General features: G+C 66.0%; 31 protein-coding genes. 19 read left to right on the top strand and 12 right to left on the bottom strand.

The features are described from left to right. Positions 1-216: 216 nt before the first annotated feature. From rpsI to AN936_RS01215, 4 genes are all read right to left on the bottom strand, one after another. Positions 217-714: a 30S ribosomal protein S9 gene (gene rpsI / locus AN936_RS01230; protein ID WP_054586552.1), complete on the bottom strand. Its 498-nt coding sequence runs from the start codon at positions 712-714 to the stop codon at positions 217-219. Continuing rightward, complete coding sequence (gene rplM, locus AN936_RS01225; protein ID WP_054586551.1) at positions 714-1,193, bottom strand: 50S ribosomal protein L13; 480 nt, start codon at positions 1,191-1,193, stop codon at positions 714-716. The genes rpsI and rplM overlap by 1 nt, the downstream gene beginning before the upstream one ends. 172 nt (positions 1,194-1,365) lie before the next feature. Further along, entirely contained in the window at positions 1,366-2,169 is an 804-nt protein-coding gene (locus AN936_RS01220; RefSeq protein WP_054586550.1) for a hypothetical protein, read from the bottom strand. Next, complete coding sequence (locus tag AN936_RS01215; protein ID WP_054586549.1) at positions 2,166-3,218, bottom strand: COX15/CtaA family protein; 1,053 nt, start codon at positions 3,216-3,218, stop codon at positions 2,166-2,168. The genes AN936_RS01220 and AN936_RS01215 overlap by 4 nt, the downstream gene beginning before the upstream one ends. An 88-nt stretch (positions 3,219-3,306) precedes the next feature. Here AN936_RS01215 and AN936_RS01210 point away from each other — a divergent pair, with 88 nt between their 5' ends. The 6 genes from AN936_RS01210 to galU all read left to right on the top strand — a co-directional run bounded on the left by AN936_RS01210 (position 3,307) and on the right by galU (position 8,234). After that, positions 3,307-4,296: a M48 family metallopeptidase gene (locus tag AN936_RS01210; protein ID WP_054586548.1), complete on the top strand. Its 990-nt coding sequence runs from the start codon at positions 3,307-3,309 to the stop codon at positions 4,294-4,296. Positions 4,297-4,351: 55 nt separating this feature from the next. Beyond that, a complete protein-coding gene (gene msrA, locus AN936_RS01205; RefSeq protein WP_054586547.1) occupies positions 4,352-4,888 on the top strand; it encodes a peptide-methionine (S)-S-oxide reductase MsrA in 537 nt (178 codons plus the stop codon). A 131-nt stretch (positions 4,889-5,019) separates the two neighbouring features. After that, on the top strand, positions 5,020-5,565 hold the full coding sequence (locus AN936_RS01200; protein ID WP_054586546.1) for a YfiR family protein: 546 nt from the start codon (positions 5,020-5,022) through the stop codon (positions 5,563-5,565). Beyond that, entirely contained in the window at positions 5,562-6,791 is a 1,230-nt protein-coding gene (locus AN936_RS01195; protein ID WP_054586545.1) for a diguanylate cyclase domain-containing protein, read from the top strand. The genes AN936_RS01200 and AN936_RS01195 overlap by 4 nt, the downstream gene beginning before the upstream one ends. Before the next feature lie 23 nt (positions 6,792-6,814). Further along, complete coding sequence (locus AN936_RS01190; protein ID WP_054590022.1) at positions 6,815-7,312, top strand: OmpA family protein; 498 nt, start codon at positions 6,815-6,817, stop codon at positions 7,310-7,312. A 55-nt stretch (positions 7,313-7,367) separates the two neighbouring features. Further along, positions 7,368-8,234, top strand: a complete 867-nt coding sequence (galU, locus tag AN936_RS01185) for a UTP--glucose-1-phosphate uridylyltransferase GalU (protein WP_173585636.1) — start codon at positions 7,368-7,370, stop codon at positions 8,232-8,234. 40 nt (positions 8,235-8,274) lie between these two features. On the opposite strand, the gene aqpZ is transcribed toward galU, so the two are convergent. Together aqpZ and AN936_RS01175 are read right to left on the bottom strand one after the other, a co-directional pair. Then, complete coding sequence (gene aqpZ / locus AN936_RS01180) at positions 8,275-9,000, bottom strand: aquaporin Z (protein WP_054590020.1); 726 nt, start codon at positions 8,998-9,000, stop codon at positions 8,275-8,277. A 126-nt stretch (positions 9,001-9,126) separates the two neighbouring features. After that, a complete protein-coding gene (locus tag AN936_RS01175) occupies positions 9,127-10,413 on the bottom strand; it encodes a methyl-accepting chemotaxis protein (protein WP_234715703.1) in 1,287 nt (428 codons plus the stop codon). A 179-nt stretch (positions 10,414-10,592) separates the two neighbouring features. On the opposite strand from AN936_RS01175, the gene AN936_RS01170 reads away from it, so the two are divergent. Then, positions 10,593-10,898, top strand: a complete 306-nt coding sequence (locus AN936_RS01170; RefSeq protein WP_084758604.1) for a hypothetical protein — start codon at positions 10,593-10,595, stop codon at positions 10,896-10,898. Positions 10,899-11,058: 160 nt separating this feature from the next. On the opposite strand, the gene AN936_RS01165 is transcribed toward AN936_RS01170, so the two are convergent. After that, entirely contained in the window at positions 11,059-11,700 is a 642-nt protein-coding gene (locus AN936_RS01165) for a S24 family peptidase (RefSeq protein WP_054586544.1), read from the bottom strand. A gap of 154 nt (positions 11,701-11,854) precedes the next feature. On the opposite strand from AN936_RS01165, the gene AN936_RS01160 reads away from it, so the two are divergent. Next, positions 11,855-12,118 carry a hypothetical protein gene (locus AN936_RS01160; protein ID WP_054586543.1) on the top strand — a complete coding sequence of 88 codons (264 nt, stop codon included), beginning with the start codon at positions 11,855-11,857 and terminating at the stop codon, positions 12,116-12,118. Next, positions 12,115-12,441 (top strand): hypothetical protein, encoded by a 327-nt coding sequence (locus tag AN936_RS01155; protein WP_054586542.1) that lies wholly within the window; start codon positions 12,115-12,117, stop codon positions 12,439-12,441. The genes AN936_RS01160 and AN936_RS01155 overlap by 4 nt, the downstream gene beginning before the upstream one ends. A gap of 6 nt (positions 12,442-12,447) precedes the next feature. Here AN936_RS01155 and AN936_RS01150 read toward each other — a convergent pair whose 3' ends face one another. Both AN936_RS01150 and AN936_RS01145 read right to left on the bottom strand, forming a co-directional pair. Beyond that, the gene (locus AN936_RS01150; protein ID WP_054586541.1) at positions 12,448-13,326 is read right to left on the bottom strand and encodes a hypothetical protein; all 879 of its coding nucleotides are present in this window, start codon (positions 13,324-13,326) and stop codon (positions 12,448-12,450) included. A 44-nt stretch (positions 13,327-13,370) separates the two neighbouring features. Next, the gene (locus AN936_RS01145) at positions 13,371-14,594 is read right to left on the bottom strand and encodes a TIGR04063 family PEP-CTERM/XrtA system glycosyltransferase (protein WP_054586540.1); all 1,224 of its coding nucleotides are present in this window, start codon (positions 14,592-14,594) and stop codon (positions 13,371-13,373) included. 109 nt (positions 14,595-14,703) lie between these two features. Here AN936_RS01145 and AN936_RS25225 point away from each other — a divergent pair, with 109 nt between their 5' ends. The 7 genes from AN936_RS25225 (at position 14,704) to AN936_RS01115 (ending at position 20,659) form a co-directional block, all read left to right on the top strand. Beyond that, positions 14,704-14,865, top strand: coding sequence for a hypothetical protein (locus AN936_RS25225; protein ID WP_167346263.1), 162 nt, complete (start codon positions 14,704-14,706; stop codon positions 14,863-14,865). Continuing rightward, positions 14,858-16,240, top strand: a complete 1,383-nt coding sequence (locus AN936_RS01140; RefSeq protein WP_054586539.1) for a putative O-glycosylation ligase, exosortase A system-associated — start codon at positions 14,858-14,860, stop codon at positions 16,238-16,240. Before AN936_RS25225 ends, AN936_RS01140 begins: the two co-directional genes overlap by 8 nt. A gap of 37 nt (positions 16,241-16,277) precedes the next feature. Then, positions 16,278-17,288 carry a DNA topoisomerase IB gene (locus AN936_RS01135; protein ID WP_054586538.1) on the top strand — a complete coding sequence of 337 codons (1,011 nt, stop codon included), beginning with the start codon at positions 16,278-16,280 and terminating at the stop codon, positions 17,286-17,288. Positions 17,289-17,309: 21 nt separating this feature from the next. Next, positions 17,310-18,509, top strand: coding sequence for a mechanosensitive ion channel family protein (locus tag AN936_RS01130; protein WP_054586537.1), 1,200 nt, complete (start codon positions 17,310-17,312; stop codon positions 18,507-18,509). Positions 18,510-18,604: 95 nt separating this feature from the next. Continuing rightward, a complete protein-coding gene (locus tag AN936_RS01125) occupies positions 18,605-19,063 on the top strand; it encodes a MaoC family dehydratase (protein WP_054586536.1) in 459 nt (152 codons plus the stop codon). 60 nt (positions 19,064-19,123) lie between these two features. Next, the gene (locus AN936_RS01120; protein ID WP_054586535.1) at positions 19,124-20,305 is read left to right on the top strand and encodes an acetyl-CoA C-acyltransferase; all 1,182 of its coding nucleotides are present in this window, start codon (positions 19,124-19,126) and stop codon (positions 20,303-20,305) included. Positions 20,306-20,368: 63 nt separating this feature from the next. Next, positions 20,369-20,659 (top strand): putative quinol monooxygenase, encoded by a 291-nt coding sequence (locus tag AN936_RS01115; protein ID WP_054586534.1) that lies wholly within the window; start codon positions 20,369-20,371, stop codon positions 20,657-20,659. Between the two features lie 194 nt (positions 20,660-20,853). Here the strand turns inward: AN936_RS01115 and soxR are convergent, their stop codons facing one another. Beyond that, the gene (soxR, locus tag AN936_RS01110; protein WP_054586533.1) at positions 20,854-21,324 is read right to left on the bottom strand and encodes a redox-sensitive transcriptional activator SoxR; all 471 of its coding nucleotides are present in this window, start codon (positions 21,322-21,324) and stop codon (positions 20,854-20,856) included. Positions 21,325-21,411: 87 nt separating this feature from the next. Here soxR and AN936_RS01105 point away from each other — a divergent pair, with 87 nt between their 5' ends. Both AN936_RS01105 and AN936_RS01100 read left to right on the top strand, forming a co-directional pair. Next, entirely contained in the window at positions 21,412-21,807 is a 396-nt protein-coding gene (locus tag AN936_RS01105; RefSeq protein ID WP_054586532.1) for a VOC family protein, read from the top strand. 64 nt (positions 21,808-21,871) lie between these two features. Further along, positions 21,872-22,336 carry a pyridoxamine 5'-phosphate oxidase family protein gene (locus tag AN936_RS01100; protein WP_054586531.1) on the top strand — a complete coding sequence of 155 codons (465 nt, stop codon included), beginning with the start codon at positions 21,872-21,874 and terminating at the stop codon, positions 22,334-22,336. A gap of 31 nt (positions 22,337-22,367) precedes the next feature. Here the strand turns inward: AN936_RS01100 and AN936_RS01095 are convergent, their stop codons facing one another. Next, entirely contained in the window at positions 22,368-23,360 is a 993-nt protein-coding gene (locus AN936_RS01095; RefSeq protein WP_054586530.1) for a dipeptide epimerase, read from the bottom strand. 24 nt (positions 23,361-23,384) lie between these two features. On the opposite strand from AN936_RS01095, the gene AN936_RS01090 reads away from it, so the two are divergent. Beyond that, entirely contained in the window at positions 23,385-23,780 is a 396-nt protein-coding gene (locus AN936_RS01090) for a YkvA family protein (protein WP_084758095.1), read from the top strand. Positions 23,781-23,965: 185 nt separating this feature from the next. On the opposite strand, the gene AN936_RS01085 is transcribed toward AN936_RS01090, so the two are convergent. Next, the gene (locus AN936_RS01085; protein ID WP_054586529.1) at positions 23,966-25,183 is read right to left on the bottom strand and encodes a polyhydroxyalkanoate depolymerase; all 1,218 of its coding nucleotides are present in this window, start codon (positions 25,181-25,183) and stop codon (positions 23,966-23,968) included.

The following is a 25,183-nucleotide window of genomic DNA, read 5'->3' as shown; positions in this document are numbered from 1 at the left end:
CCTCACTGTGTCATTCCCGCGAAAGCGGGAACCTAGGGCGGGTTTACGCTACTCTGGGTCCCCGCTTTCGCGGGGATGACAAAAGTAGGAAATGGCAGTTCCCCACCCCAAAACCGCCATCTCTCCCTTGATAGGCGATCGTTGGATGGCCAACGAAAAAGGGCGGCCCGTTGCCGGACCGCCCTTCTCTTTTCCACCCGTCGGCGGAAAAAGCTGTTAGCGCTTCGAGAACTGGAAGCTGCGGCGGGCCTTCGCCTTGCCGTACTTCTTACGCTCGACGGCGCGGCTGTCGCGGGTCAGGAAGCCGGCCGCCTTGACCGGGCTGCGCAACGCCGGTTCGAAGCGGGTCAGCGCCTGCGCGATGCCGTGCAGCACGGCGCCCGCCTGGCCCGACAGGCCGCCGCCCTTGACGGTCGCGACGACGTCATACTGGCCGACGCGCTCGGTCAGACCGAACGGCTGGTTGATGACGAGGCGCAGCGTCGGACGTGCGAAATAGACTTCCTGATCGCGGCCGTTGACGGTGATCTTCCCCGTGCCGGGCTTGACCCACACGCGGGCAACGGCGTCCTTGCGGCGGCCGGTCGCATAGGCGCGGCCCTGCTTGTCGACGATCTTTTCGCGCAGCGGCGCGTTCGAAACGGGAGCCGCAACAGTGCCTTCGACGGCGCCGGCGAGGTCCTTGAGATCGGTCATGGTCTGCTCGTCAGCCATTATGCACCCACCTTGTTCTTGCGGTTCATCGACGCGACGTCGATCACTTCGGGGTTCTGCCCTTCATGCGGATGTTCGGTGCCGGCGAAGATGCGCAGGTTGCGCATCTGCTGGCGACCGAGCGGACCGCGCGGGATCATGCGTTCGACGGCCTTTTCGAGCACGCGCTCGGGGAAACGCCCTTCGAGGATCTTCGCCGGGCTGGTTTCCTTGATGCCGCCGGCATAGCCGGTGTGCTTGTAGTAACGCTTGTCCTGCAGCTTGTTGCCGGTGAACGCCACCTTCTCCGCGTTGATGACGATGACATTGTCACCGCAATCGACGTGCGGGGTGAACGACGGCTTGTGCTTGCCGCGCAGGATGTTGGCGATGATCGAAGCAACGCGGCCCACAACAAGACCTTCGGCGTCGATCAGCACCCATTTCTTTTCGACCGTGGCAGCGTTTGCCGAAACAGTCGTCTTGGTCAGCGCCTTCATGGCACGCTCCTTGACAGAGATGGACTAGGACGAACGGCGATGCCGCCGCCCGAAACAAACCGCGCCGCCTGATCCGGGAAGGGACTCAGCGGCGCTTCGGAGCGGGCCAATGACCTTTCCGGGGCGCAAAGTCAAGCATATCGCGGCTTTGCTGACGGGTATTATGATACCTTCATTCTTTTGCCGCGGGCTCCAGCGCGCGAACCCGCTCCTCGACGAGCGTCCGCGCAGCGCTGCCGGGCTCGACGATCCAGCTCTGCCTTTGGTCGCGAACGACAAGGCCGGTCGCGGTATCGATCGTCCACAGATTGTCGGTTTCGAGCGGTTGCTCCGCACCGCTCGCGGCAAGCGAGTCGCGCTCGACCTGCGCCACCATCTGCATCGCGCCGTCGTGCCGGATCGAAACGCTCGCCCCACCCGACGCCGGGATCGCGGCATTCGCCGGCGCGACCAGCGCGCGGATATCGGCGCTCGCCATCTCGCTGCGCTGTTCGGCGGGCAGCGCGGCGATCAGCTCCGCCATGTACCGTGCTTCGGCTTGCCCCGCCGCCGCCCCGAGCGCCTGTGTCCGCGCCATCGCGCGTTCCCACAGCGCGTCGGCGTCGATCAGTTCGACCCGGCTGCCGTCAGGCGCGACCAGATAGGTCATCGGCTCGCCGACGAGCGGCTGGAGGACCGAGGTCAGCGCGCGTGCCACTTCGGGCCGCGCGTCGGAATCGATCCGCTGCAGCGTCGCGACGAGCTGATAGCCCCGCCCCGCGCGCTGCCATTGCAACGCATAGGTCAGCGAAAAGCTGATCAGCGTGCCGTCGCGGCCCAGCCGCCGCGTCGTGACCCGATAGGTCATCGGCTGACCCAGCGGCGGCGCGAATTGCGAGGCTGGCGCAGCAGCGGACGGCGGGACAGGCGAAGGCGCAACGGCAGGCTGCACTGCCAGCAGCAACAGCGCGCCGCCGAGCCCCGCCGCCGCGATCATGCGCCCGAGCGGCCCAGCCGGTGGAGCGAAGCCGCCGTGACCGCGACCAGCACCGCGCCGGTCACCTGATGCAGCACCGCGATCCACATCGACATACCGGTGACGACGGTCAGGATTCCGAGCGTCATCTGCGCCGCGACGACGGCGACGAGCAGCGTCGGCTCGGTCCGCGCGCCGCGCCGCGACAGGCTGCGCGCGAGCAGCAGCAGGGCGAGCGCCGCGACCCACGACCACCAGCGGTGGATGAAGTGGATCAGGAACGGATCGTTGGTGAAGGCGAACCACGCACCATGCGACCAGTCAATCCCCTCGGGAACGAAATGCCCGTTCATCGACGGCCAGCTGCTCGCGACATAGCCCGCGTTGAGCCCCGCGACCCATGCGCCGAGCAAGAGCTGGAAGAAAAGGACCGCGATCACCACCCCCGCCATCCGGGTCAGCGGCGGCCTGGTCGCGGCGCGATCATGCGCCATCAGCGCGAAATCGCGCGCGGTCCAGACGAGCGCCGCCAGCAGGAACAGCGCCGTCAGCAAATGGAGCGCCAGCCGGAAGTGGCTGACATCGGTCCGGTCGACGAGGCCGGAGGCGACCATCCACCAGCCGATCGCGCCCTGCAGCCCCACCAGCGCAGCGAGGCCGAACAGTCGCCAGCCATATCCGGCAGGGATCGCGCGGCGCCAGGCGAAGAACGCCAGCGGGACAAGCAGCGCCATGCCGACGAGCCGGCCGAGGATGCGGTGCAGCCACTCCCAGAAAAAAATGCCCTTGAACGCCGCGAGCGACATTCCGGCATTGATCTCCTTATATTCGGGGATCTGCTTATATTTCTCGAACTCGGCGATCCAGCCCGCCTCGGTCAGCGGCGGCAGCACACCCGACACGGGTTTCCATTCAGTGATCGACAGTCCTGACTCGGTGAGGCGCGTGATGCCGCCGACCGCAACGACCGCGATCACCAGCAGCGCAACCGCCCAGAGCCAGCGCGCAAGGGCGGCGGGGCGCGGCACGGAAGGATGAACGGAGGGCGAGAGAGTCGAGGCGTCGGTCATCGCCCCGCCCTATCGGCGCTTGCCCGGTGATAGGCAAGAGCCCGAAAATTCATGGCCGCGACAGGTCCGCCTTGATAAGGGCGCCGCAATGCCCCGTTTCGCACGATCGTTCCTCGCCGCCATGGCGGCGCTGCTCGCGGCACCGGCAACCGCGGCGGCCCCGGCCGACGCATCGCCTTACGCCGTGCTGGCGGCGCTCGAAGCACGCGTCGCCGCGGTCGGCTTTCGGCTGACCACCGCCAATGCGAGCCATTGCGACAAGCTGCAACCGCAGTTCGGGTGGATCTGGGGCGACCCCCGCCTCTATGACGCATCGAACCGCACCGAAGCCCGCGCCGCCTATAGCGCGAGCGATAGCGATGTACCCTATATCGCCGCGATCGCGCCCGGCTCGCCTGCAGCCATCGCGGGGGTGCACGTCGGCATGGCGGTCCATGCAATCGACGGCTTTGTCCCGGCCGCCGCAGGCAGCGATGCCTTTGCCCGAATCGCGGCGCTCGAAACACGGCTCGGGGCGCAGGATACAGCCAGGACCATCGAGGTGGACCCGGGCGATGGTCGCTCCATCGCAGTGCGCCCCGTCCCCGGCTGCGCCAGCGACTTTCGCGTCGAGGCCCGCGACCGGGCAGCAGGACAGGCCGACGGACGGCTGGTGCTGATCAGCGCCGGGCTCGCGCGCTTCGCCAGCGACGACGACGAACTTGCGGCAGCGGTCGCCCACGAATTGGCGCACAACATCCTCCGCCACCGCGCCCGGCTCGACGCCGCCGGGGTCGATCGCGGCCTTGGCAAGCAATTCGGGCGCAGCGCCGGCCTGTTCCGCCAGACCGAGGTCGAAGCCGACCGGCTGTCGGTATGGCTGATGCGCGCCTCTGGCTATGACCCCGATGCCGCGGTGCGCTTCTGGCAGCGCTTCGGCAAGCGCAACGGACCGGTGCTGTTCCAGGCGGGCACCCACCCGCGCTGGCAGGACCGCGTCCGCGCACTCGAAACCGAGATCGCGGCGATCCACACCGCCGAGGCATCGGGCAAACCGCTCGATCCGCCGTTGATCACCGCGCCGCCACCCTTGGAATAGGGCGGCGCCATCCTATTTTGGAGGCATCTTCCTCCTTCCGAAAGGGATCGACACCATGACCCGTGAGACCGCCATTTTCGCCGGAGGCTGCTTCTGGTGCACCGAGGCCGTGTTCCAGTCGCTTTCCGGCGTCGAGAGCGTCGAGAGCGGCTATATCGGCGGTTCGGTCCCCAACCCGACCTACAAGCAGGTATGCGGCGGCGACACCGGGCACGCCGAGGCGATCCGTATCGTCTTCGACCCTTCGTTCATTTCCTATGACGACCTGCTCGACGTCCATTTCGCCACGCACGATCCGACGACGCTCAACCGTCAGGGCAACGACATCGGCACCCAGTATCGCAGCGCGCTCTTCCCGCTCGACGCCGCACAGGGCGACGCCGCACGCGCCGGCATAGAACGGGCGCAGGCCGACTGGCCGGCGCCGATCGTCACGACGATCGAGGCGGCCAGCGACTGGTATCCGGCCGAGGACTACCACCAGTCCTATTGGGACGGCGAAGGGCAGCGCAATCCCTATTGCATGGCCGTCATTCCGCCGAAGCTCGCCAAGCTCCGCAAGGGCTTCGGCGACCGTCTGCGCACCGGCTGACGCCTCGCCGCAGGTGTTGCAATAAGGTTGCATGCCGCTACTTTTCCTTGACTTTCATACTCTTTTAACTAGCGGACGCCCCCTCGCTGGGGCAGGATGGCCCCGAACACGCAGTTGGGGGTCACTGCAAGGTGCTGGCATCGCTGTTTCTGATCGGCTCGTTGTTCACGACGCCGCAGATGTCGGTCCAGGCCGCCAGCCAGACGATTGTCGAGGACAGCGCCGGGGGGACGGCGCGCGCGGCCAATCGCATGCTCGGCGGCATCATCGGCTATGCCCGCTGGCCCGACGGCCAGCGCGGCGCGGTCAGGACAATGTGCCTTGTCGGAACGCCGCGCCTGACCGACCGCATGGCGCCGGTCGTGCCGGGCGGCCCCGCCGTGACCGTCCGCCGGATGACGGTCGATAGCGTGACGAGCGGCGCCGACTGCGACATCGTCTTCCTGGGGCGCATGCCGGTCGCCGATCGCCAGCGGCTGATCGGCTGGGTGCGCGGCCGCCCCGCGCTGACGATCACCGACGACGACGCCGCCTGTGTTTATGGCGCCATGTTCTGCCTCGCCAACCGGCAGGCAGGGCTCAGCTTTTCGGTCAACCTCGACGCGATCGGCCGCGGGCCGCTGCGCATCGATCCACGCGTGCTCAAGATCGGCCGCGACGGGGAGGGCGCGCCATGACCGGCCGCACGCCCGGGCGAACCGGCGAACGCATCGGCGCGCGCACGACGCTGCAGAAATTGCTGTCGCGCTTCCACTTCGGCATCACGCTGTTCGCCGTCGCGCTGTCGGGGCTCACCATCTTGCTCGCCGGGGTCACGGCGCTGCGCGGTTATGCCGACCGCAATATCGAACTGGCCGCACAACTCGGCGCCTATGGCGTCGAGCCGGCGCTGATCTTCAACGATCCGCAAGCCGCGCGCGAAGGGATCGAGCCGCTGACGCAAATTCCCGGCATCGCCCGGCTGCGCGTGCTCGACGATCGCGGCAAGCCGCTGATCGAATGGACCTCGCCCGCCGACGATCCGGCGCCGCTGCTGACGCGCATCTTCTTCCCCGAACCCTATGCCGTCGCGGTCCGGCGCAATGGTTCGGCGGTCGGCAAGGTCGAGGTCTGGGGCGACAGTTCGACGCTCACCGATTATGTCCGGATCGGGCTGCTCGCCGGGCTGATCTGCCTGCTCATCACCGCCTTCGGGACGATCGCGCTGGCCCGCCGGTTCGAATATGAGCTGGTGAAGCCGCTCAACGAAATCGCCACCGTCGCGCACGACGTCCGCCTCCATCGCCGGTTCGACAAGCGCGTCCAGCCGCTCGGCATCGCCGAACTCGACCGGCTCGGCGGCGACATCAATGCGCTGCTCGACGAATTACAGGGGTGGCAGGGTCATATGGAAAGCGAGCATGCGATTCTCGCGCACCGTGCCTCGCACGATCCGCTGACCGAAATGCCCAACCGCGCGGCCTTCGACGAACAGCTCGCGCGGCGGATCGAAGCCGCCGAACGCCGCGGCGGCCGTTTCGCGCTGCTCTTCATCGACGCCGACAATTTCAAGGCCGCGAACGACAATTTCGGCCATGCCGCGGGCGACGCCGTGCTCGTCGCACTGTCGGCCTGCATCAAGGACACGCTGCGCAAGGGCGATTTCGCGGCCCGCATCGGTGGCGACGAGTTCGTCGTCATCATCGACCCGCTCGACAGCGAAACCGTTCCAGGCGACCTCGCGATGCGTATCCGCGCCTGCGTCGCCCAACCCGTCGAACTGCCGGGCGGCGAAAAGTATCGCGCCTCGGTCAGCGTCGGCGTCGCCGTCTATCCCGACAACGGAGCCGATGCGACTGCCCTGCTCACCGCCGCCGACGCCGCCATGTATGCCGACAAGCTGACCAATCGTTCGATCCGATGACAGCGACCAAACGGAGTATAATCGTGACTTACCCCTTTGCGTACAACGTCCGCCTCTTCTTCATTGCTTGTTTCGCGTTGCTGCTGGCGGCCTGCCAAAGCACGCCGCCACAGACCGGCTTCAGCCCGGCCCAGATTGCCGTACTCCAGTCCGAGGGCTTCGTCGAAACCGGCCTCGACTGGCAGTTGAACATGCCCGAACGCCTGCTTTTCGCGACGAACGAAAGCGGCATTTCTGACGACCAGCAACGGCGGATCGGCGAGATGGCGGCGCGGCTCGTTTCGGTCGGCATCACCACCGCGCGGGTCGAAGGCCACACCGATTCGACCGGCACCGCTTCCTATAATCTGACGCTGTCGCAGGCGCGGGCACAGGCAGTGGCGGCACCGATGCAGGCCAACGGCATGCAGTTGACCGCCGACCAGATCGTCGGCCGCGGCGAAACGCTGCCGTTGTCGAGCAACGCCACCGCCGAGGGACGCCAGGACAATCGGCGCGTCGTCGTGATCGTCACGCCCTAACGGCGTTTCGGCACCGGCCTTTTCTTGCCCGGCGATCGCGGCTAAGCCGCTGTCGATGCTGAAGCCGATCCGCAAAGCCGTCTTTCCCGTCGCCGGTCTCGGCACGCGATTCCTGCCCGCGACCAAGGCGATCCCGAAGGAAATGCTGCCCGTCGTCGACCGGCCGCTGATCCAATATGCGGTCGACGAAGCGCGCGAGGCGGGGATCGAGCAGATGATCTTCGTCACCGGACGCGGCAAGAGCGCGATCGAGGATCATTTCGATATCGCCTTCGAACTCGAAAAGACGATGTCCGAACGCGGCAAGGATCTGTCGGTGCTCGAACCGACGCGGCTCGGCCCCGGCAATTGCGCCTATGTCCGGCAGCAGGAGCCGATGGGGCTTGGCCATGCCATCTGGTGCGCGCGCGACATCGTCGGCGACGAACCCTTTGCGATCTTCCTGCCCGACGAATTCATGCACGGCTCGCCCGGCTGCATGAAACAGATGGTCGACGCATACCATCGCGTCGGCGGCAACCTGATCTCGGTGCTCGAAGTTCCGCGCGCGCAGGTCTCCAGCTACGGTGTCATTGCTCCCGGCAAGGCCGACGGCGCGCTGACCGAAGTCACCGGGCTCGTCGAAAAGCCCGCGGTCGCCGACGCACCGTCGAATCTCATCATCTCGGGCCGCTACATCCTCCAGCCCGAAGTGATGCGCGTACTCGAACGGCAGGAAAAGGGCGCCGGCGGCGAAATCCAGCTCACCGACGCGATGGCGACGATGATCGGCAAACAGCCTTTCCACGCCGTGACCTTCGACGGCACGCGCTATGACTGCGGGTCGAAGGCGGGCTATATTCAGGCCAATCTGGCCGTCGCCCTCGCGCGGCCCGACATGGCGGCCGACGTTCGCGCCTTCGCCATCGACCTGCTCAAATAAGCGGCGCCGGCCGGAAACGGCCCGGCCGGCGCTCCGCCTTTTACTCGCCTTCGATATTCGGCTTGGGGAAACGATCCGCCCCGACGGTGCGATACAGCCAGCCCCCGGCGAGACCGCCGATCGCCGGTGCGACCCAGAACAGCCAGAGCTGGTGCAGCGCCAGACCGCCGACGACCAGCGCCGGCCCCGTGCTGCGCGCCGGGTTGACCGAGGTGTTGGTCACCGGGATCGAAATCAGGTGGATCAGCGTCAGCGCAAGCCCGATCGCAATCGGGGCAAAGCCCGCCGGCGCGCGGCCGTCGGTCGACCCCATGATGATCCACAGGAAGAAGGCGGTGAGCAAAATCTCGATGAGCAGACCGGACCAGAGGTCATAACCGCCGGGCGACCCTTCGCCGAACCCGTTGGCGGCAAGGCCATTGGTCGCGAGATCATAGCCCGGCGTACCGCTGGCGATATAGAAGAGCAGGAAGGCCGCGACGATCGCGCCGAGCACCTGTGCGACCACATAAAGCGGGATGTCGCGCGCGTCGAAACGCCCGCCGGCCCATAAGCCCACGGTCACCGCGGGGTTGAGATGGCAGCCCGAAATATGGCCGATCGCATATGCCATCGTCACCACTGTCAAACCGAAAGCCAGCGAGACACCGAGATATCCGATGCCGACGTCGGGCACCCCCGCCGCCAGCACCGCGCTGCCGCAGCCACCGAAGACAAGCCAGAAGGTGCCGATGAACTCGGCGAGCCCTTTTTGCATATTCGTCATATGACCCTCCTCCCCGCCGGCGGCCATGAGCGCCCCCGGCGCGCGGGGCAGTCTAGCAGCAGGAAACGGGGCGGCAAGCCTTTGTAACGACAGGCCTTCGGGCCCGGCCGCGGCCGGGCGCAGCGATCACGCCGCGGCCACCGTGTCGATGAAGCGGTGCGTGCGCTGGTGCAGCGACTGCACCGCATGCGTCAGACGCGAGGAGAGTTGCCCGAGCGTTTCGGCGCCGCCTTCCACGGCGAGTGCACCGCGGCTGATATCGAGCGCCCGGACGTCGATTTCGCGGCCAGCCGACAGCGCTTGCTCGACATAGCTTGCGATCGTCAGCGTCGTCGCGCTCTGGCCGTCGACGGCGCGATCGATCGCGTCGGAAAAGCCGTTGTTGGCGCTGATCGCCCTTTCGACCTCGTCGAAACCGTCGTTCACCTCGTCGATGACGGCGCGGATGCGATCGACATATCGGGTTATGTCGCCCGCCGCCGACCGCGTCTGGCGCGCCAGCGTCTTCACTTCGGTCGCGACCACGGCAAAGCCCCGGCCCGCATCGCCCGCCCTTGCCGCCTCGATGCCGGCGTTGAGCGCCAGCATGTTGGTTCGGCTCGCCATATCGACGATCAGCGCCAGCATCTGTTCGATCGATTGGCTCGCCGCTCTGAGCGCTGCTGCGCGCTCGCCGGCCTGTGCGATGGTAACGCGCGCCTCTTGCCGCGCCCCCCGCGCGCGGCGGCCGTCGTCGACGATCTGCGCCATCGCCGCCGCGAGCGCATGGCCGCGCTCGCCGAGCGATTTGAGTCCCGCCAATGTCTGCGCGGTGGCGCCCGCGACCGAAACCGCATCGCGGCCGGTCCGCTGCGCGCGCTCGGACAGGTGCAGCGCCACCGTCTCGGCCTCGCGCGCCATATCGGAAAGCGCATCGGTGAGCGTCGCGATTTCCTGCTGGAATTGCCGTCCGGCATCGCCGACCCGGCCCGCGCGGGCGGTGCGTTCCTGCGCCAGTTCGATTTCGCGGAGCATCGCCAGCCGGGCAATCTGGCCGCTGTCGAGCGTCTCGACAAAACGGCCGTCGTCGACGAGCACCAGCCCTTCATGTCCGGGCGATGCCGACGAAATACGCAGCAGGCTGGCCGTCGATTCGGTGACGCTCGCGGTCAGACAGGGCTCGATCATCGTCGCAATCGAACCGCCGATCGTCGGATTCTGCATCAACGAGAACCAATAGGGACAGAACAGCAATTCGCGCACCCGCTGCTCGCGAACGATACCGACCGGCCGATCTGCCTTGTCGAGCACGGCCAGAATGCGGAGCTGCGAATTGCCGCGAAAAATGTCGATGACCTCGGACAGATGCGCATCGACGCCGACCGCCGCCCTGTGACTGGGAAATGAAACAAGGTCGGGGAGCGCGCGGGTCATCATATCTCTTCGGTCTGCGGCAACAGGTTCGCCGCATCGCCTAGCCTCTGCTGGTAAACAGAAATTTAATCAATTGTTTCAGTGATATGACAGATGCCGGCGCGACGGACCGCTCATCGCAATATCCTGTTCACATCGGCGCTGCTATGCGATGGCCGACCGACACCGAGGAGGACGAAATGCGCACCCTGATTATCGCAGTGCTGATGGCGCCGCTGCTCGGCGGCTGCGTCGGGGCGGTCAAATCGGTCGTCACCGCACCGGTCAAGGCGGTCGGCCAGGTCGCCGACTGGTCGACGACCAGCCAGGACGAATCCGACCGCAACCGCGGCCGCGAGCTGCGCAAGCGCGAGGAGCGCGTCGGCAAGCTGTCACGCGAACGCGACAAGGCGACCCGGAAATGCCGGAACGGCGATCAGGCGCAATGCCAGCGCGCCGAAGTGCTCGATCACGAGATCGAAGCGGAGATGGCAGCGCCGTATTAAATCCTCCTTGTTGCGAAATGGCTTTGGGAACGGCGAGTGGACGTTGCGCCACCCATTTTCGTCATCCCGGACTTGATCCGGGATCCACTGCGGCATCGGGGCCATGGACCCCGGATCAAGTCCGGGGTGACGATGAAGCCAAGTCTGTCTCGGCTAACACTCAGCGCACCCGCCGCCCTGTCCATACGACGCGCCCGACCAGTTGCACCGCCGCCATCGGCAGGTCGTCCCAGCTGCGATAATGCGGATTATCGCTGATCACCGAAATCCGCCCCTGCCCCGGCGCGCGTGACACGCGCTTCACCATCAGCACATCGTCCATGCGCAGCACATAGATGCCGTCGCGCAGCCGTCCCGCCGCATCGCCGCCGTCGACCAATATGTCGTCGCCGTCGTTCAGCGTCGGCGCCATCGAATCGCCTTCGACGCGGATGATGCTGAGCGCACGCGGATCGGCGCCGAGCCCGCGCAGCCATTTGGGGTCGAACGCCACCTCGCCCTCGACCGGCTCGCCGTCGACGCTGGCCCCGGCGCCCGCCGAGGCACCGATCGCAAGCTTCGGCACCAGCACCATATCGGCGCCCCGCGCCCGCGACGGCGCCGCGACACGCTGCACCGCGCCGCCGAGCAACGCTTCCGAAACCCCCAGATAGGCGGCAATGCGCGCGCGGTCCTGTTCGGCCAGCCGCCGCGGCGACCCGCGTTTGATGAATTGCTGGATATAGGCGGGGTTGCGCCCGATGCGCGCCGAAAGCTGGGCATAATCGACGCCCTTTTCCTGCAAGAGCCGGTCGAGTGCCATGCGTGGATCGTCGGATAAATCGGCCACTGGTTGGTCCTTCCTATTTCGTCTTTAGCAATAGGATTTTTCCTAGACAAGTAGGAAAAATCTGCTCAGATAGGAAATATCCTATTTGACGAGTCGCCCTTTGGACGGGCGGAACAGGGAGGAAATTATGGAGCGCAGCCTGCTGCAACGGATCGAGGCTTTCCTGCACGAATCGGCGATGCCGCCGAGCGTCTTCGGACGTGCGGCAGTGCATGATCCTCGGTTGGTCAGCGACCTGCGCGGCGGACGCGAAGCCGGGCTCGATATCCGGTGCCGTGTGGAACATTTCATGAACAAATGGCGCGCCGAGCGCCGCGCGGGCCGAGTCCGGCCGCAAGGGGACCGCCGCACCCGCGCCGCACGCGCCCTCAATCCAGGAGCGCAGGCATGATCCGCTGGTCGCCTGCCGCACCCGCCCGCCCCGGCTGCCCGCACCGCCGGCTGTCCCGCCTGCTGGCGCGCGAACTGCCGCACGGCCTGACGCTCGGCGCTTCGACGCTGCGGCCATGGGCAAGCGCCAACTTCGTCGGGGCGCGGCACCTGTTTCCGTGCGTCGCCGCGGTGGGCGACATTCCGCTGCTTTGCCGGGCCCTGCGCCAGCGACTGTCGGCGATCGAATGGGCACTCGCCGGGCATATCGTCGCCGATATCGCGGTCGAGCCGGCGGGCGCGGCCGATGCCTTGCGGATCGAAATATTGACGGTGGAGGACTGACGTACGTCAGCGGACAGCGCTGCGGTTCATTCTTTGCAGGGTGCCGAGCGCCGCCTCGAGCGCGAAATCGACCTCGGGCTCTTCGTCGGCTGTGGCTGCGCCGGTCACGGTAGCACCGGGGGCCGCAACAGGCTCTGCAAACGGCTGGCGACGGCGCGCCAGTCCGGCCTCGAAACGCGCGACCATCGCACCGAGACTCTTGTCGGCGGGGTCGGGCATGATCGGCGGCGCAAGCTCGGCGGGCTGCAACCACGGCTCGTCGCCCGTCGCTTCGTAAGCTGCGGGTTCGGGTGCGCGTTCGGCAAGGACGAGTTCATCGCCGTCGCCGGCCGGGAAATCATCGGCCGCTTCTTCCACCGCCCGTTCGGCGAACGACAGGTCGAACGCCGCTTCATCGTCCGGAGCAGTCGCGGCATCATGGACACCAACGGGCCCCAGCCCCGCGGCGGGGAGGTCGCGCCCGGCGCGGATCGGCGGCCGCGGCGGATCGTCGGGGTGCAGGTCGACGCGGCGGCGGCGCAACACCTCGTCCGTATCCTCATCGACTTCGGAACGGCGGCGTATCCGGCGGCGCAGCGACGCGACCCCGGTCGCTTCGGGCTCGGCAATCATCAGCGCGATGATGCCCGCGACCACGGCGGCGATCGCCGCCATGCCGAGCGCCATCGCCAGCCGTCCGCCATTGCCGATCGGCGGCAGAAACAGGTCGGAGAGGCGATCGAGATAGAGGTTCCAGCTGATCCCGGCGACCCAAGCGAGCGGCATCACAGCCGCGAACAGGAAAGTCAGCGCCGCGGCGCCGATCACCGCCGGCACGGCGGGGCGCAGCCCGCGCAGCAGCGCGGTCCATAAGGCCTTTCCGGTCTTTTCGCTGGCGTCGTCCATATCGCTTCCAAATCCGCCGCTCGGCGCGGCGTCCTTCCGTCTCGCTATGCTGCGCGCAGGCTTCCGCCCCGTTGCAGCAATCGCTGGTAAACAGGCTCGTAACGTAAAATGTTTGATGACCAGTTACGATGGGTTTCGACAAAAATACGTGCCGTCCGCCGCCGCTCGTCCCAAATGTCCCGATTTTCGAGCAGCGCGGCCAGATTTGCGGCGATCGCAGCCGGGTCGTCGGGCGTGAACAGGCTGCCGGTGACGCCGTCGTCGATCAGTTCGCGGTGCCCGCCAACGTCGGATGCCGCGACTAGCTTGCCCTGCGCCATCGCTTCCAAGGGTTTGAGCGGCGTGACGAGGTCGGTGAGTCGCATCTTCTTGCGCGGATAGGCCAGGATATCGATCAGCGAATAATAACGCTCGACCTGGTCATGCGGAACGCGGCCGGCGAAGTGGATATGGCCGGCCACCGGCGATGCTGCGGCTTGCGCTTTCAGCGCACTTTCCATCGGACCGCCCCCGACGAGCAGCAGCCGCGCGTTCGGCTGCGCCGCGACCAGCGCCGGCATCGCCGCGATCAGGTCGTCGATGCCTTCGTAATCGTAGAAGCTGCCGATAAAACCGATCACCGCATCGTCGGGCGCCAGACCGAGCGTCGCCGCCAAACCCGCGTCGCGCGGCGGCGGGTCGCCGAACAGGTCGAGGTCGACGCCGTTCGGCGAGACGATAATCTTGTCGGCAGCGATGCCGCGCGCGATCAGGTCGCCGCGCAGCCCGTCGCAGATCACCGCGACCGCATCGGCCGACCTCGCGGCCCAGGTCTCGAGCTGCCGGGTCAGCCGGTACCGGGCGCTGCCTTCGCGCCCCGTTCCGTTGCCGACCGCCGCATCTTCCCAAAAAGCCCGGATTTCATAGATTACGGGGATTCCCAGACGCTTGCCGACGCGCAGCGCCGCAAGCCCGTCGAGCACGGGCGAATGGGCGTGGAGCAGGTCGGGTTTCCAGTCATGTGCCAGCGCCTCGACCCGTTTCGCCAGCGCGCCGATCTCGCGCCATTCGCGGATCGGCGAACGCCCCGGCGCGATCGCCGGGGTGCGATAAAAGGTGAGCCCGTCGACCGTCTCGCCGTCCGGACCGGGTTCCGGATGGCGGACGCCGGTCACGCCCGCGACCTCCCATCCGTTCCGGACCTGTGCCTTCATCAACGCGCGCGTGCGAAAGGTGTAGCCGCTGTGCGCGGGCAGGCTATGATCGAGGACGTGCAATATCCGGGTCATGATGCGGCCTATTGGCAGACAAGGCTTAACGCGGCGTCAACCCCAATATCGTAACGCGCCTGTGACAAGGCCCTCTTTCCGGGCCGGAAAAGGACAAGGTCGGGCCCGAATGGTCGACAATTTTTCGATTGGCCTCACCCATGTGCTGATGGCGATCGCGCTGTGGCGCCTGCTGCATCGCGACGACCTCGACCGCGAAGTCAGCCCGCGCGTGCTGTGGCAACAGCGCAAGGACGCCGAAGCCAGACGGGAGGCCGACGGCGATGCGTGACATTGCCTTCGTCGCCTTTCTCTTCGCCTTCATCGGGATCGGCTTTCGCAAGCCGTTCCTGTTCGTGCTGTGCTTTTGCTACATCGATATCGTTGCGCCGCAGCGTCTCAGCTATTTCCTGATCAACTCGATTCCGATCTCGCTGATCGTCTTCGGACTGGCGATCTTCGGCTGGCTCGCGATCGACGACAAGCGCGATACAAGGTGGTCGGGGCGGCAGTTCCTGCTACTCGCGATCCTCATCTATTGCTGGATTACGACGATCCAGGCCGATTTCCCTGTCGAGGCAGCGGACAAATGGAGCTGGGTGTGGAAAGCGCTCGTCTGGGCGATCTTCCTGCCGCTGACCTTGCGCACCAAGCTGCGTATCGAGGCGCTGATCGTGATCATGCTGCTTTCCGCCGCATCGATCGCGATCGCGGGCGGGATCAAGACCGCCGCGGGCGGCGGCGGCTACGGGACGTTGCAACTGCTGCTCAACGAGAATTTCGGGCTCTACGAAGGGTCGATCATGTCGACCGTCGGCATCGCGATCATTCCGCTCATCCTCTGGTACCGGCGTCACGGCACCATCTTTCCGCCCGACTGGCGCGTCTCGCTCTTCTGTTTCGCGCTGGTCTTTGCCTGCGCGCTGCTCCCGATCGGGACGCAGGCGCGCACCGGGCTCGTATGCCTCGTCGTGCTCGCGGTGCTGTCACTTCGGTCGGTCAAGCACCGCTTCCTCTATATCGCCGGCGCCGGCCTGCTCGCCACGGCGGCGATTCCCTTCCTGCCGCAAAGCTATACGCAGCGCATGGAAACGATCCGCGATCACAAATCCGACCAGTCGGCCTCGACGCGTGTCGCGGTGTGGATGTGGACGTGGGAATATGCCAAGGAGAACCCGTTCGGCGGCGGTTTCAACGCCTATATCCAGAACCGCGTCCGCGTCGAAAAGGCGGCGACCGCCTATGACCCCAACGCTCCACAAAATGCCGAAGCCTCGGTCTATGAGGAGCATTCGCGTGCCTATCATTCGAGCTATTTCGAAATGCTCGGCGAACAGGGCTATCCCGGCCTTGCGATGTGGCTCCTCCTCCACCTGACCGGCCTGATCCAGATGGAGCGGCTCCGCCATCGCTACCTCAAGACGCGGCGCGCCGAGGAGCAATGGATCGCGCCACTCGCGACCGCGCTGCAAAACGGCCATGTCACCTATCTGATCGGATCGCTGTTCGTCGGCATCGCCTTCCAGCCGTTCATCTATATGATGCTTGCGCTACAGATGGGGCTTTCGACCTATTGCCGCCGCCGCGAGCGCGAGGCCGGCTGGCGGCCGCTGACCGCGCGGCCGGCGCAGGTGCCGGCCCGCCACCCCACACCCAACCCCGGCTGACGCGGAACCTTCCTTGCGGCCGGGGCGCTATAGCGCCATGTCCGCCGTCCGCCTGATCCATGTCGACGACAGCCTGCCCGGCATCGGCCGCGAACGTGCCGGCGATGGCTGGCGCTATCGCGACGCGAAGGGCAGGCTCATCCGCGACCGGCACGAGATCGCGCGGCTGAACGCGATCGCCCTGCCCCCCGCCTATGAAGATGCGTGGTTCTGCCCAGCACCGAACGGCCATATCCTCGCGACCGGTTACGACGCGCGCGGGCGCAAGCAATATCGCTATCATCCCGAATTCCGGCTGGCGCGCGAAGCCGATAAATATGACCGCTGCGCCGCCTTCGGCCATGCGCTTCCGCTGCTGCGCGCGCGCCTCGCCGACGACCTCGCGCGTCGCACCCTGTGCCAGGGACGCGTTGTCGGTGCTGTCGTGCGACTGCTCGATCTGGCCGCCTTGCGCGTCGGCAACGAGGAATATGTCACCGCGAACAAGAGCTTCGGCGCGACGACATTGCGCCAGCACCACGCCAGCCTGACCGGCCGCACGCTCCGCCTCAATTACCGCGCCAAGGGCGGCACCGAGCGGGTGGTGACGATCAGCGACCGCAGCCTGATTACGTTGGTGCGCCGCCTTCAGGACCTGCCCGGTCAGAAGCTGTTCCAATATGACGACGAGGGCGAGTTTTGCGCGGTCGGCTCCGACGACGTCAACGCCTATATCCGCGATGCGATGGGGGAAGAGTTCAGCGCCAAGCATTTCCGCACCTGGTCGGCGAGCGTCGCAGCCTTTGCCTTCCTGTACGACGCCAATGAACCGCCAACGCTCAAGATGCTACTTGCGCATGTGTCGGACTGGCTCGGCAATACCCCCGCGATCGCGCGCAAGGCCTATATCCACCCGGCGATGATCGCCGCGGCGCAGGAACGCGGCGATTTCGCAGCCGTCACCGGACCGCTGCCGCGCGCGACCAAATATCTTTCGCGTTACGAGCGCGGATTTTTGACCTATCTCGAACGCGCGCCCAATGCCGCGGCGCTACTGCGTTCCGCCTGACCCGAGGACCCAAAGGCCCCCATGACTTTCTCGATCCTTGCCGCCGCCAAAGCCGCCGCGCCGAAGACGGCCACCAGGCCCGCGACCGATCCGCTCGCCGACCTCCGCTATTGGTGGGACGCGAGCGTCGCCTGGATCAACAGCCACTGGCTGCAGATCGGCATCGCGATCGGCGCGGGCCTTGCCATCTATTTCATCCTGTCGATGATCCGCCGTTTTGCACTGAAGCGCGCGCAGTCGGCGCCGGGCGAATTCACCCTGACCGACATCGTCGGGCGCGTCATCCACAAGACCAAGTCCGCCGTGCTCGCGATCATCGCGATCCGCGCGGTCGCGGGCTATGCGCAGCCGCCGGCCGTGATCATGCAGCTCATCCAGACGATCTTCACCATCGCAGTGGTGTTGCAGGTCGCAATCTGGGTGCGCGAGATCATCCTCGGGCTCATCCAGCGCCGCGCGTCCGACGGGCATAACGAGACGCTCGTCAATGCGATGGGCATCATCCGCCTGCTGATCAGCGTCGCGCTGTTCGCGATCGCGACGATTGTCATCCTCGACAATATGGGGGTCAATGTCACCGGCCTCGTCGCCGGTCTCGGCATCGGCGGCATTGCGATCGGCCTCGCCGCGCAGGGCATCTTCTCCGACCTGTTCGCGGCGCTGTCGATCATCTTCGACCGGCCGTTCCGCAACGGCGAGACGATCAAATGGGACACCACCACCGCCACGGTCGAACGTGTCGGGCTCAAGAGTACGCGGCTGCGCTCGATCAACGGCGAACTCTTGATCGTGTCGAACACCAACCTCCTGAGCAAGGAGATCTCGAACTTCGCGCATCTACACCGCCGCCGGATCACCTTTGCGATCGGCGTCATCTACCAGACGACGCCTGCCATGCTCCGCGACCTGCCCGCGCTGCTCGAGGAACAGGTGAAGGCGTCGGGCCACGAGTTCATCCGTTCAAGCTTCGTCACCTTTGGGCCGTCCAGCCTCGACTTCGAACTGCTGTTCGACGTCTATAGCGAGGATTATCAGGTCGTGACCGCGGCGCGCACCGACGTCGCGATCCGCCTGTTCGAGGCGATGGCCGCGGCGGGATATGAATTTGCCTATCCGACCCAGACCACCTTCACCTCCGCCCCCGACGGCACGATGATCATGCCCTATCCCGAGTCCCCGGAGCCCAAGGCTCGCACCGCAAAAGCCGCGAAGCCCGCCTGACGCTACGGCGCCGCCGCATGGTGGCTATGGTCTTGTGCCGCGCGGCAAGACAGGCCTAAAACGCGCCCCGAACCAGCGATTACAGGGGATGAGATATGGCCACGATCACGCCGCAGGACCTGCAAGCCAAGGTCGGTGAGCATCTCGGCACATCCGAATGGGTGCTTGTCGATCAGGAGATGATCAACAAGTTCGCCGACGCGACCGGCGACCATCAGTTCATTCATATCGATGAGGAAAAGGCAAAGCTGACGCCCTTCGGCGGGACGATTGCCCACGGCTTCCTGACGCTGTCGCTGATCCCGATGCTCGGCGCGAAGACCGACGCGCCGAAGATCGAAGGCATCAAGATGGGCGTCAACTACGGCGGCAACAAGGTCCGCTTCCTCGCCCCCGTCCGCTCGGGCAAGCGCGTGCGCAGTCATGTCAAACTGCTCGAACTGGACGAAAAACGTCCCGGCCAGTGGCAGCAGACTAACGAGATCACCGTCGAGATCGAAGGCGAGGAAAAGCCCGCCCTGATCGCCGAGTGGATCACGCAGTTTTTCATCTAGACGATTACCGGCCGACCTCCCTCGAAAAGATAACCGGAACCAAGCAGAAGGACCCTTATCATGCGTGACGCCGTCATCGTTTCCACCGCCCGCACCCCGCTGACCAAGGCGGCACGCGGCTCGTTCAACAACACCCTCGCCCCGACGCTCGGCTCCTTCTCGGTGAAGGCCGCGGTCGAACGCGCCGGCCTCGAAGGCGGAGAGATCGACGACGTCGTTTTCGGCGCCGCGATGCAGCAGGGTTCGCAGACGATGAACGTCGCGCGCCTGATCGCGCTGCGCTCGGGCCTGCCTGTCACCGTCCCCGGCATGTCGATCGACCGCCAGTGCTCGTCGGGCCTGATGACGATCGCGACCGCTGCGAAGCAGATCATCGTCGACCGTCAGGACATCTGCGTCGCCGGCGGCATCGAAAGCATCTCGAAAGTCAGCGGCAGCGGCAAGGTTTTCATCGAAACCGACGCCGAGCTGATCGCGATGCACGAGGCCACCTATATGCCGATGATCGGTACCGCCGAGGTCGTCGCCAAGCGCTACAACATCAGCCGCGAATATCAGGACGAATATTCGCTCCAGTCGCAGCAGCGCACGGCTGCTGCGCAGGCCGCGGGCAAATATGACGACGAGATCGTCGCCTGCCCTGCCACCATGGCAGTGGTGAACAAGGAGACCAAGGAAGTCACCTTCAAGGACGTCGTCGCCGACAAGGACGAGTGCAACCGCGCCGACACCACGCTCGAAGGGCTCGCGAGCCTGAAGCCGGTGATGGGCGAAGGCCACACGATCACCGCGGGCAACGCCAGCCAGCTCGCCGACGGTTCGTCGGCCTGCGTCGTGATGGAAGCCAAGGTCGCCGAGAAGCGCGGGCTCCAGCCGCTCGGCCGTTATGTCGGCATGGCGGTCGCGGGCACCGAGCCCGACGAAATGGGCATCGGCCCCGTCTTCGCGATCCCCAAGCTGCTCGAACGCTTCGAGCTCAAGATGGACGACATCGGCCTCTGGGAACTCAACGAAGCGTTCGCCGTGCAGGTCCTCTATTGCCGCGACAAGCTCGGCATCCCGAACGAACTGCTCAACGTCAACGGCGGCTCGATCTCGATCGGCCACCCCTTCGGGATGACCGGCGCGCGCTGCGTCGGCCACGCACTGATCGAGGGCAAGCGCCGCGGCGTCAAATATGCCGTCGTCACCATGTGCATCGGCGGCGGTCAGGGCGCGGCCGGACTGTTCGAGGTTTTCTGACGCATGCGCCGGGGCGGGCCGTCGCGGCCCGCCCCGGCCATCTGCAACCGGAGGATTTGTGTCATGAGTGCAATCGGCATCATCGCGACCATTCGCGTCCAGCCCGGCAAGGAAGCGGAATTCGAAGGCGTCTTCGCCGAACTCGCCCCCGCGGTCGCCGCGAACGAGCCCGGCAACAGCTATTACCGCCTGTTCCGCACCGAAGAGACCGGCGTGTACAAGGTGATGGAATGCTACGATGACGATGCGGCGGTCGATGCGCACCGCGCGTCGGACCATTTCCGTACCATCGGCGCCCGCCTCGGCCCGTGCCTCGCCGGCGCGCCCGAGATCGAAAAGCTCGCCGCCGTCTGATCGGCCGGTTTCGGCCGGTTGCGGACTTTCTCCCCTCCCGCTTGCGGGAGGGGTCGGGGGAGGGTCTGCGCGGCGCAACACGCCCTCCCCACTGCGGCTAGCCAGCAAGCTGGCAAGCCTCGCTACCCCTCCCGCAAGCGGGAGGGGAATATAGACGTACCCTCAAACGTCCGCTTCCCACCCCAAAACCGCCGTCAGCCCACCTCCGCAATCTCCCCCGCCCGGTCGCCGAGCAGGTACCTCGGCCCCGCGCCGCGCAGCGCCGCCTTGTCCTCGCGGTTGTACAATCCGCACTTCTTGAGCGACAGGCAACCGCAGCCGATGCAATTGTCGAGCAGCTCGCGCGTCCGCGCCAGCGCGACGATCTGCGCGTCGATCCGCGCGCGCAGGCCGGTGCTGATCCGCGTCCAGTCCGCCGCGTTCGGCGTCCGCCCGGCGGGCAGGCGCGCCAGCTCCCCGGCGATTTCCTCGAGGCTCAGCCCCAGTTGCTGCGCGATCAGGATGAACGACACGCGGCGAATGTCGGCGCGCAGGAAACGCCGCTGCCCGCCGCTCGTCCGCAGCGCCTCGATCAGCCCCTTCGCCTCATAGAAACGGATCGCCGACACCGCGACGCCGGTTCGCGCCGCAAGTTCCCCAATGGCAATCAGGTCGCGCCGGTGCATGCTCGCGCCGCCTTTCGAATAGGCCTTGATCTAAAGCTGACTTGAGCTTCTAAAAGTCCTGCGTCAACCCGAATCAGGAGCAAGCACGTGGCGCACCCTTTCATCGAGCATGTGAATCTGACCGTCAGCGACCCGGCGCGCACCGCCTCGTTGATGATCGCCGTCTTCGGCTGGCACGAACGCTGGCGCGGTCCGGCGCAGAGCGGCGGCCACACGATCCACGTCGGCAGCGACCGCGCCTATATCGCGCTCTACGCACCGCCGAACGGCATCGAGGCCGGGCTGCCCTATCCGAAGGGAGAGCCGCTCAACCATGTCGGCATCCAGGTCGACGACCTCGAAGAGGTCGAAACGCGCGTCAAGGCCGTCGGCCTCCTGCCCTTCAACCACGGCGTTTACGAGCCGGGCCGCCGCTTCTACTTCTTCGACCCCGACGGCATCGAATATGAAGTCGTCAGCTATGCGGAGCCCGCGCCGCGCTAAGCCGGGCAACAACCGGCCGCCTGCCGCGTTGATCGTCCATCGGGGGATATGAAGGAGCCTTTCGATGAGCGACGATATCAAGCAGACTTTCTGGAAGGCGCTGGCCGACAGCCCCTATGTCATGGTCGGCATGACCGGCGAGCGCGCGCATCACATTCCGATGAATGCGCAGCTCGACAAGGATGCGAACAGCGCCTTCTGGTTCTTCACTGCAACCGACAACCGGCTTGCCGGCGGCGGCCCGGCGATGGCGCAGTTCGCTTCGAAGGGCCATGATCTTTTCGCCTGCATTTCGGGGACGCTGCGCCACGAAACCGATCGCGCCGTGCTCGACCGGCTGTGGAACAACGGCATCGCGGCCTGGTACGAAGGCGGCAAGAACGATCCCAAGCTTGTCCTCTTGCGCTTCGACCTCGAAGACGCGGAAATCTGGACCGCCGACCCCGGGATCAAGGGCATGTTCAAGCTCGCGACCGGGATGACAATGAAGGAAGGCGATCTTGGCGAGCACGCCGAGGTGGCGCTGTAAAATATCTCGCCCCCGCCTCGCGCGGGGGCGGTTACAGCACCGGCGGCCCGATCAGCCCTTCACGAAACTCGAAACCGCCCTCGCGATCGCGTGCCAGCAGCGCCGGCCCGTCGAGATCGACCCAGCGCGCGCGCTGCGCCAGCACAAAGGCGGGGGCGATCGCAAGGCTGGTGCACAACATGCACCCGACCATAATCGACAGGCCGGCAGCATCCGCCGCATCGGCAAGCCGCAGCCCTTCGGTCAGCCCGCCCGCCTTGTCGAGCTTGATGTTCACCCCGTCGTAAAAGGTGCCGATCCGCGCCACGTCGGCTATGGTCTGACAGCTTTCGTCGGCGACGAACGGCACCGGCGCATAAATCGGATCGAGCAATGCATCGGCGCCGACCGGCACCGGTTGCTCGATCATCTCGACCCCCATGTCGGCAAGCGCTTCGGCCTCGCTCAATATGTCGATCCCACCCCAGCTTTCATTGGCGTCAACGATCAGCCGCGCCCCGGGCGCGCCCTTGCGCACCGCCGTGACGCGCAAACGGTCGTCCTCGCCGGTCAGCTTGATCTTCAGCAGGCGATAACCGTCAGCCTCGGCCGTCGCGGCCTGCTCGGCCATCGCGCCGGGCGTGCCGAGCGAGACGGTATAAGCAGTGACGCGCGCGGTCGGCGCACCGTCGCACCCGGCCAATTGCCAGAGCCGCAGGCCGCGCTGGCGCGCTTCGAGATCCCAGAGCGCGCAGTCGAGCGCGTTACGCGCCGCCCCCGGCCCCATGATTTCCTGTATCGCCGCCCGCGCTTCTGCGGCGCCCAGGTCGGCGATGTGCGGCGCGGCGCGCAGCAACTGGTCGCGGCATAGCGCGGCGTCCTCTCCGAGATAATAGACCGGAGTGCCCTCGCCGCGCCCGGCAGCACCGTCACCTTCGACCTCGGCAACGATGACATCGACATGCGTCTTCGCGCCACGGCTGATGACGAAGGAGCCCGCGACGGGCCAGCGTTCGACACGCGCGCTTTTCAGTTGGATAGCCATGCAGGAAGGCTAGTGTAGATCGCGATGACCGGCAAATCCCTTTCCGAACGCATCGGCGAATTGGGCCACCGGCTCGCGGTCGAAGCGCATGCTGCCTGGCTTGCCGCGCGCGATCCGCGCGTGCCATGGTCGGCGCGCCTCCTCGCGGTCGCGGTCGCGGCCTATGCGCTCTCGCCGATCGACCTGATTCCCGATTTCATTCCGGTGCTCGGGTGGCTCGATGACCTCATCATCGTCCCGCTCGGGCTCTGGCTCGTCCGCCGCCTGATTCCCGACCCGCTATGGGCCGAACTGCACGCCGCCGCCGAGGTCGCGAGAGAGCGCCCGTCGAGCCGCGCGGGCATGGCCTTCATCCTGCTGCTGTGGGCTGCACTTCTTTACATAGTCTACTGGAGCGTGCGGACCTCGCCCTGGCATTAGCGGCCCAGTTGTAATGCGGAAACGTCGACTTTGGGGTGGATTCCTGACCGTCCGTTATTTCCGTTCGTGTCGAGCGAAGTCGAGACACCCGTCGGCCTTACGCCCAGCCTGAGGGGCATCTCGACTTCGCTCGATGCGAACGGGTAAGGTTGGCCCAAACGGCAAAAACCGGCCGGAAACCGACGTCACCCGTTGCTGCGAATCCACTGCTCGACCACCGGCGCAATCTCCTCGCGCCATTTGCGGCCGTTGAAGATGCCATAATGGCCGACCGCCTTCGCCATCAGATATTTCTTCTTGTCGGCCGGCAACGCCTTGGCGAGGGTCAGCGCCGCCTTGGTCTGGCCGATCCCCGAAATATCGTCGCGCTCGCCCTCGATCGCGAGGATCGCAATATCCTCGATCGCACCGATATCGACCGGCTGGCCGCGATGCAGCATCTCGCCCTTCGGCAGCAGGTGACGCTGGAACACGACATCGACGGTCTGCAGGTAGAATTCGGCGGTCATGTCGCACACCGACCGATATTCGTCGTAAAATTCCTTGGTTTTGTCGGCACTTTCGCCATCGCCGTCGACCAGATGTTTGAACATCTCCCAATGGCTCATCATATGATTGCCGAGGTTCATCGACATGAAGCCCGCCAGTTGCAGGAAGCCCGGATAGACGCGGCGCCCGGCCCCCGGATAATAAGCGGGGACGGTCGCGATGACATTTTCCTGGAACCACGCATAGGGCCGCGTCGTCGCATGTTCGTTGACCGCGGTCGGTGCCTTGCGCGTGTCGATCGGCCCGCCCATCATCGTCAGCGTTTTCGGCCGGCACTTGTGCTTGTTCGCCGCCATGACGGCCGCTGCCGCAAGGCTGGGCACCGACGGCTGGCACACCGCCAGCATATGCGCGCCCGGCCCGATATGCTCGAGCCACGAGATCAGATAATCGATATAATCGTCGAGGTCGAACTTGCCCGCTTCCAGCGGCGCATTGCGTGCGTCGCGCCAGTCGGTGATCCACACGTCATGGCCGGGCAGCATGCGCTCGACAGTGCCGCGCAGCAGCGTCGCATAATGGCCCGACATCGGCGCGACGATCAGCAGCTTGGGCGCGTCCTTGGCGCCCTTGTGCTTGAAATGCTTGAGCTGGCCGAAGGGCTTGCGCGCCTCGACGACTTCGGTGACGCGCACCGGTTCGCCCTCGACCGTCGTTTCGTAAAGGTCGAACCCCGGCTTGCCGCGCGGCGCGGCGGCGTGGGCAAAGACTTCGAGCGCGGACGCAAACATCGGACTGCCGCTGAAATAGCCAAGCGGATTCGCGGGGTGTTGCATGACCTGCGCGCCAGCGGTCGCCAGTGCGCTTGCCCCGGCAAGCCAGCTCTTCTGCATTTCAAACGCGTGATACAGCAT

This window comes from Sphingopyxis macrogoltabida (assembly GCF_001307295.1).
Taxonomy (GTDB): domain Bacteria; phylum Pseudomonadota; class Alphaproteobacteria; order Sphingomonadales; family Sphingomonadaceae; genus Sphingopyxis; species Sphingopyxis macrogoltabida_B.
Note: the sequence above shows the minus strand (reverse complement) of the source record. Positions and strands in the feature narration are given on the sequence as shown.

What these genes read in the sequence shown, in the direction of transcription:
- AN936_RS01115 (WP_054586534.1), top strand. Translation starts at nt 20,369, where the DNA reads ATGAGTGCAATCGGCATCATCGCGACCATTCGCGTCCAGCCCGGCAAG.
- AN936_RS01210 (WP_054586548.1), top strand. Translation starts at nt 3,307, where the DNA reads ATGCCCCGTTTCGCACGATCGTTCCTCGCCGCCATGGCGGCGCTGCTC.
- AN936_RS25225 (WP_167346263.1), top strand. Translation starts at nt 14,704, where the DNA reads ATGGTCGACAATTTTTCGATTGGCCTCACCCATGTGCTGATGGCGATC.
- AN936_RS01195 (WP_054586545.1), top strand. Translation starts at nt 5,562, where the DNA reads ATGACCGGCCGCACGCCCGGGCGAACCGGCGAACGCATCGGCGCGCGC.
- AN936_RS01215 (WP_054586549.1), bottom strand. Translation starts at nt 3,218, where the DNA reads ATGACCGACGCCTCGACTCTCTCGCCCTCCGTTCATCCTTCCGTGCCG.
- AN936_RS01085 (WP_054586529.1), bottom strand. Translation starts at nt 25,183, where the DNA reads ATGCTGTATCACGCGTTTGAAATGCAGAAGAGCTGGCTTGCCGGGGCA.
- galU (WP_173585636.1), top strand. Translation starts at nt 7,368, where the DNA reads ATGCTGAAGCCGATCCGCAAAGCCGTCTTTCCCGTCGCCGGTCTCGGC.
- aqpZ (WP_054590020.1), bottom strand. Translation starts at nt 9,000, where the DNA reads ATGACGAATATGCAAAAAGGGCTCGCCGAGTTCATCGGCACCTTCTGG.
- AN936_RS01130 (WP_054586537.1), top strand. Translation starts at nt 17,310, where the DNA reads ATGACTTTCTCGATCCTTGCCGCCGCCAAAGCCGCCGCGCCGAAGACG.
- rpsI (WP_054586552.1), bottom strand. Translation starts at nt 714, where the DNA reads ATGGCTGACGAGCAGACCATGACCGATCTCAAGGACCTCGCCGGCGCC.
- AN936_RS01100 (WP_054586531.1), top strand. Translation starts at nt 21,872, where the DNA reads ATGAGCGACGATATCAAGCAGACTTTCTGGAAGGCGCTGGCCGACAGC.
- AN936_RS01095 (WP_054586530.1), bottom strand. Translation starts at nt 23,360, where the DNA reads ATGGCTATCCAACTGAAAAGCGCGCGTGTCGAACGCTGGCCCGTCGCG.
- AN936_RS01170 (WP_084758604.1), top strand. Translation starts at nt 10,593, where the DNA reads ATGCGCACCCTGATTATCGCAGTGCTGATGGCGCCGCTGCTCGGCGGC.
- rplM (WP_054586551.1), bottom strand. Translation starts at nt 1,193, where the DNA reads ATGAAGGCGCTGACCAAGACGACTGTTTCGGCAAACGCTGCCACGGTC.
- AN936_RS01175 (WP_234715703.1), bottom strand. Translation starts at nt 10,413, where the DNA reads ATGACCCGCGCGCTCCCCGACCTTGTTTCATTTCCCAGTCACAGGGCG.
- AN936_RS01220 (WP_054586550.1), bottom strand. Translation starts at nt 2,169, where the DNA reads ATGATCGCGGCGGCGGGGCTCGGCGGCGCGCTGTTGCTGCTGGCAGTG.
- soxR (WP_054586533.1), bottom strand. Translation starts at nt 21,324, where the DNA reads ATGCACCGGCGCGACCTGATTGCCATTGGGGAACTTGCGGCGCGAACC.
- AN936_RS01160 (WP_054586543.1), top strand. Translation starts at nt 11,855, where the DNA reads ATGGAGCGCAGCCTGCTGCAACGGATCGAGGCTTTCCTGCACGAATCG.
- AN936_RS01125 (WP_054586536.1), top strand. Translation starts at nt 18,605, where the DNA reads ATGGCCACGATCACGCCGCAGGACCTGCAAGCCAAGGTCGGTGAGCAT.
- AN936_RS01090 (WP_084758095.1), top strand. Translation starts at nt 23,385, where the DNA reads ATGACCGGCAAATCCCTTTCCGAACGCATCGGCGAATTGGGCCACCGG.
- AN936_RS01155 (WP_054586542.1), top strand. Translation starts at nt 12,115, where the DNA reads ATGATCCGCTGGTCGCCTGCCGCACCCGCCCGCCCCGGCTGCCCGCAC.
- AN936_RS01145 (WP_054586540.1), bottom strand. Translation starts at nt 14,594, where the DNA reads ATGACCCGGATATTGCACGTCCTCGATCATAGCCTGCCCGCGCACAGC.
- AN936_RS01135 (WP_054586538.1), top strand. Translation starts at nt 16,278, where the DNA reads ATGTCCGCCGTCCGCCTGATCCATGTCGACGACAGCCTGCCCGGCATC.
- AN936_RS01165 (WP_054586544.1), bottom strand. Translation starts at nt 11,700, where the DNA reads ATGGCACTCGACCGGCTCTTGCAGGAAAAGGGCGTCGATTATGCCCAG.
- AN936_RS01140 (WP_054586539.1), top strand. Translation starts at nt 14,858, where the DNA reads ATGCGTGACATTGCCTTCGTCGCCTTTCTCTTCGCCTTCATCGGGATC.
- msrA (WP_054586547.1), top strand. Translation starts at nt 4,352, where the DNA reads ATGACCCGTGAGACCGCCATTTTCGCCGGAGGCTGCTTCTGGTGCACC.
- AN936_RS01120 (WP_054586535.1), top strand. Translation starts at nt 19,124, where the DNA reads ATGCGTGACGCCGTCATCGTTTCCACCGCCCGCACCCCGCTGACCAAG.
- AN936_RS01150 (WP_054586541.1), bottom strand. Translation starts at nt 13,326, where the DNA reads ATGGACGACGCCAGCGAAAAGACCGGAAAGGCCTTATGGACCGCGCTG.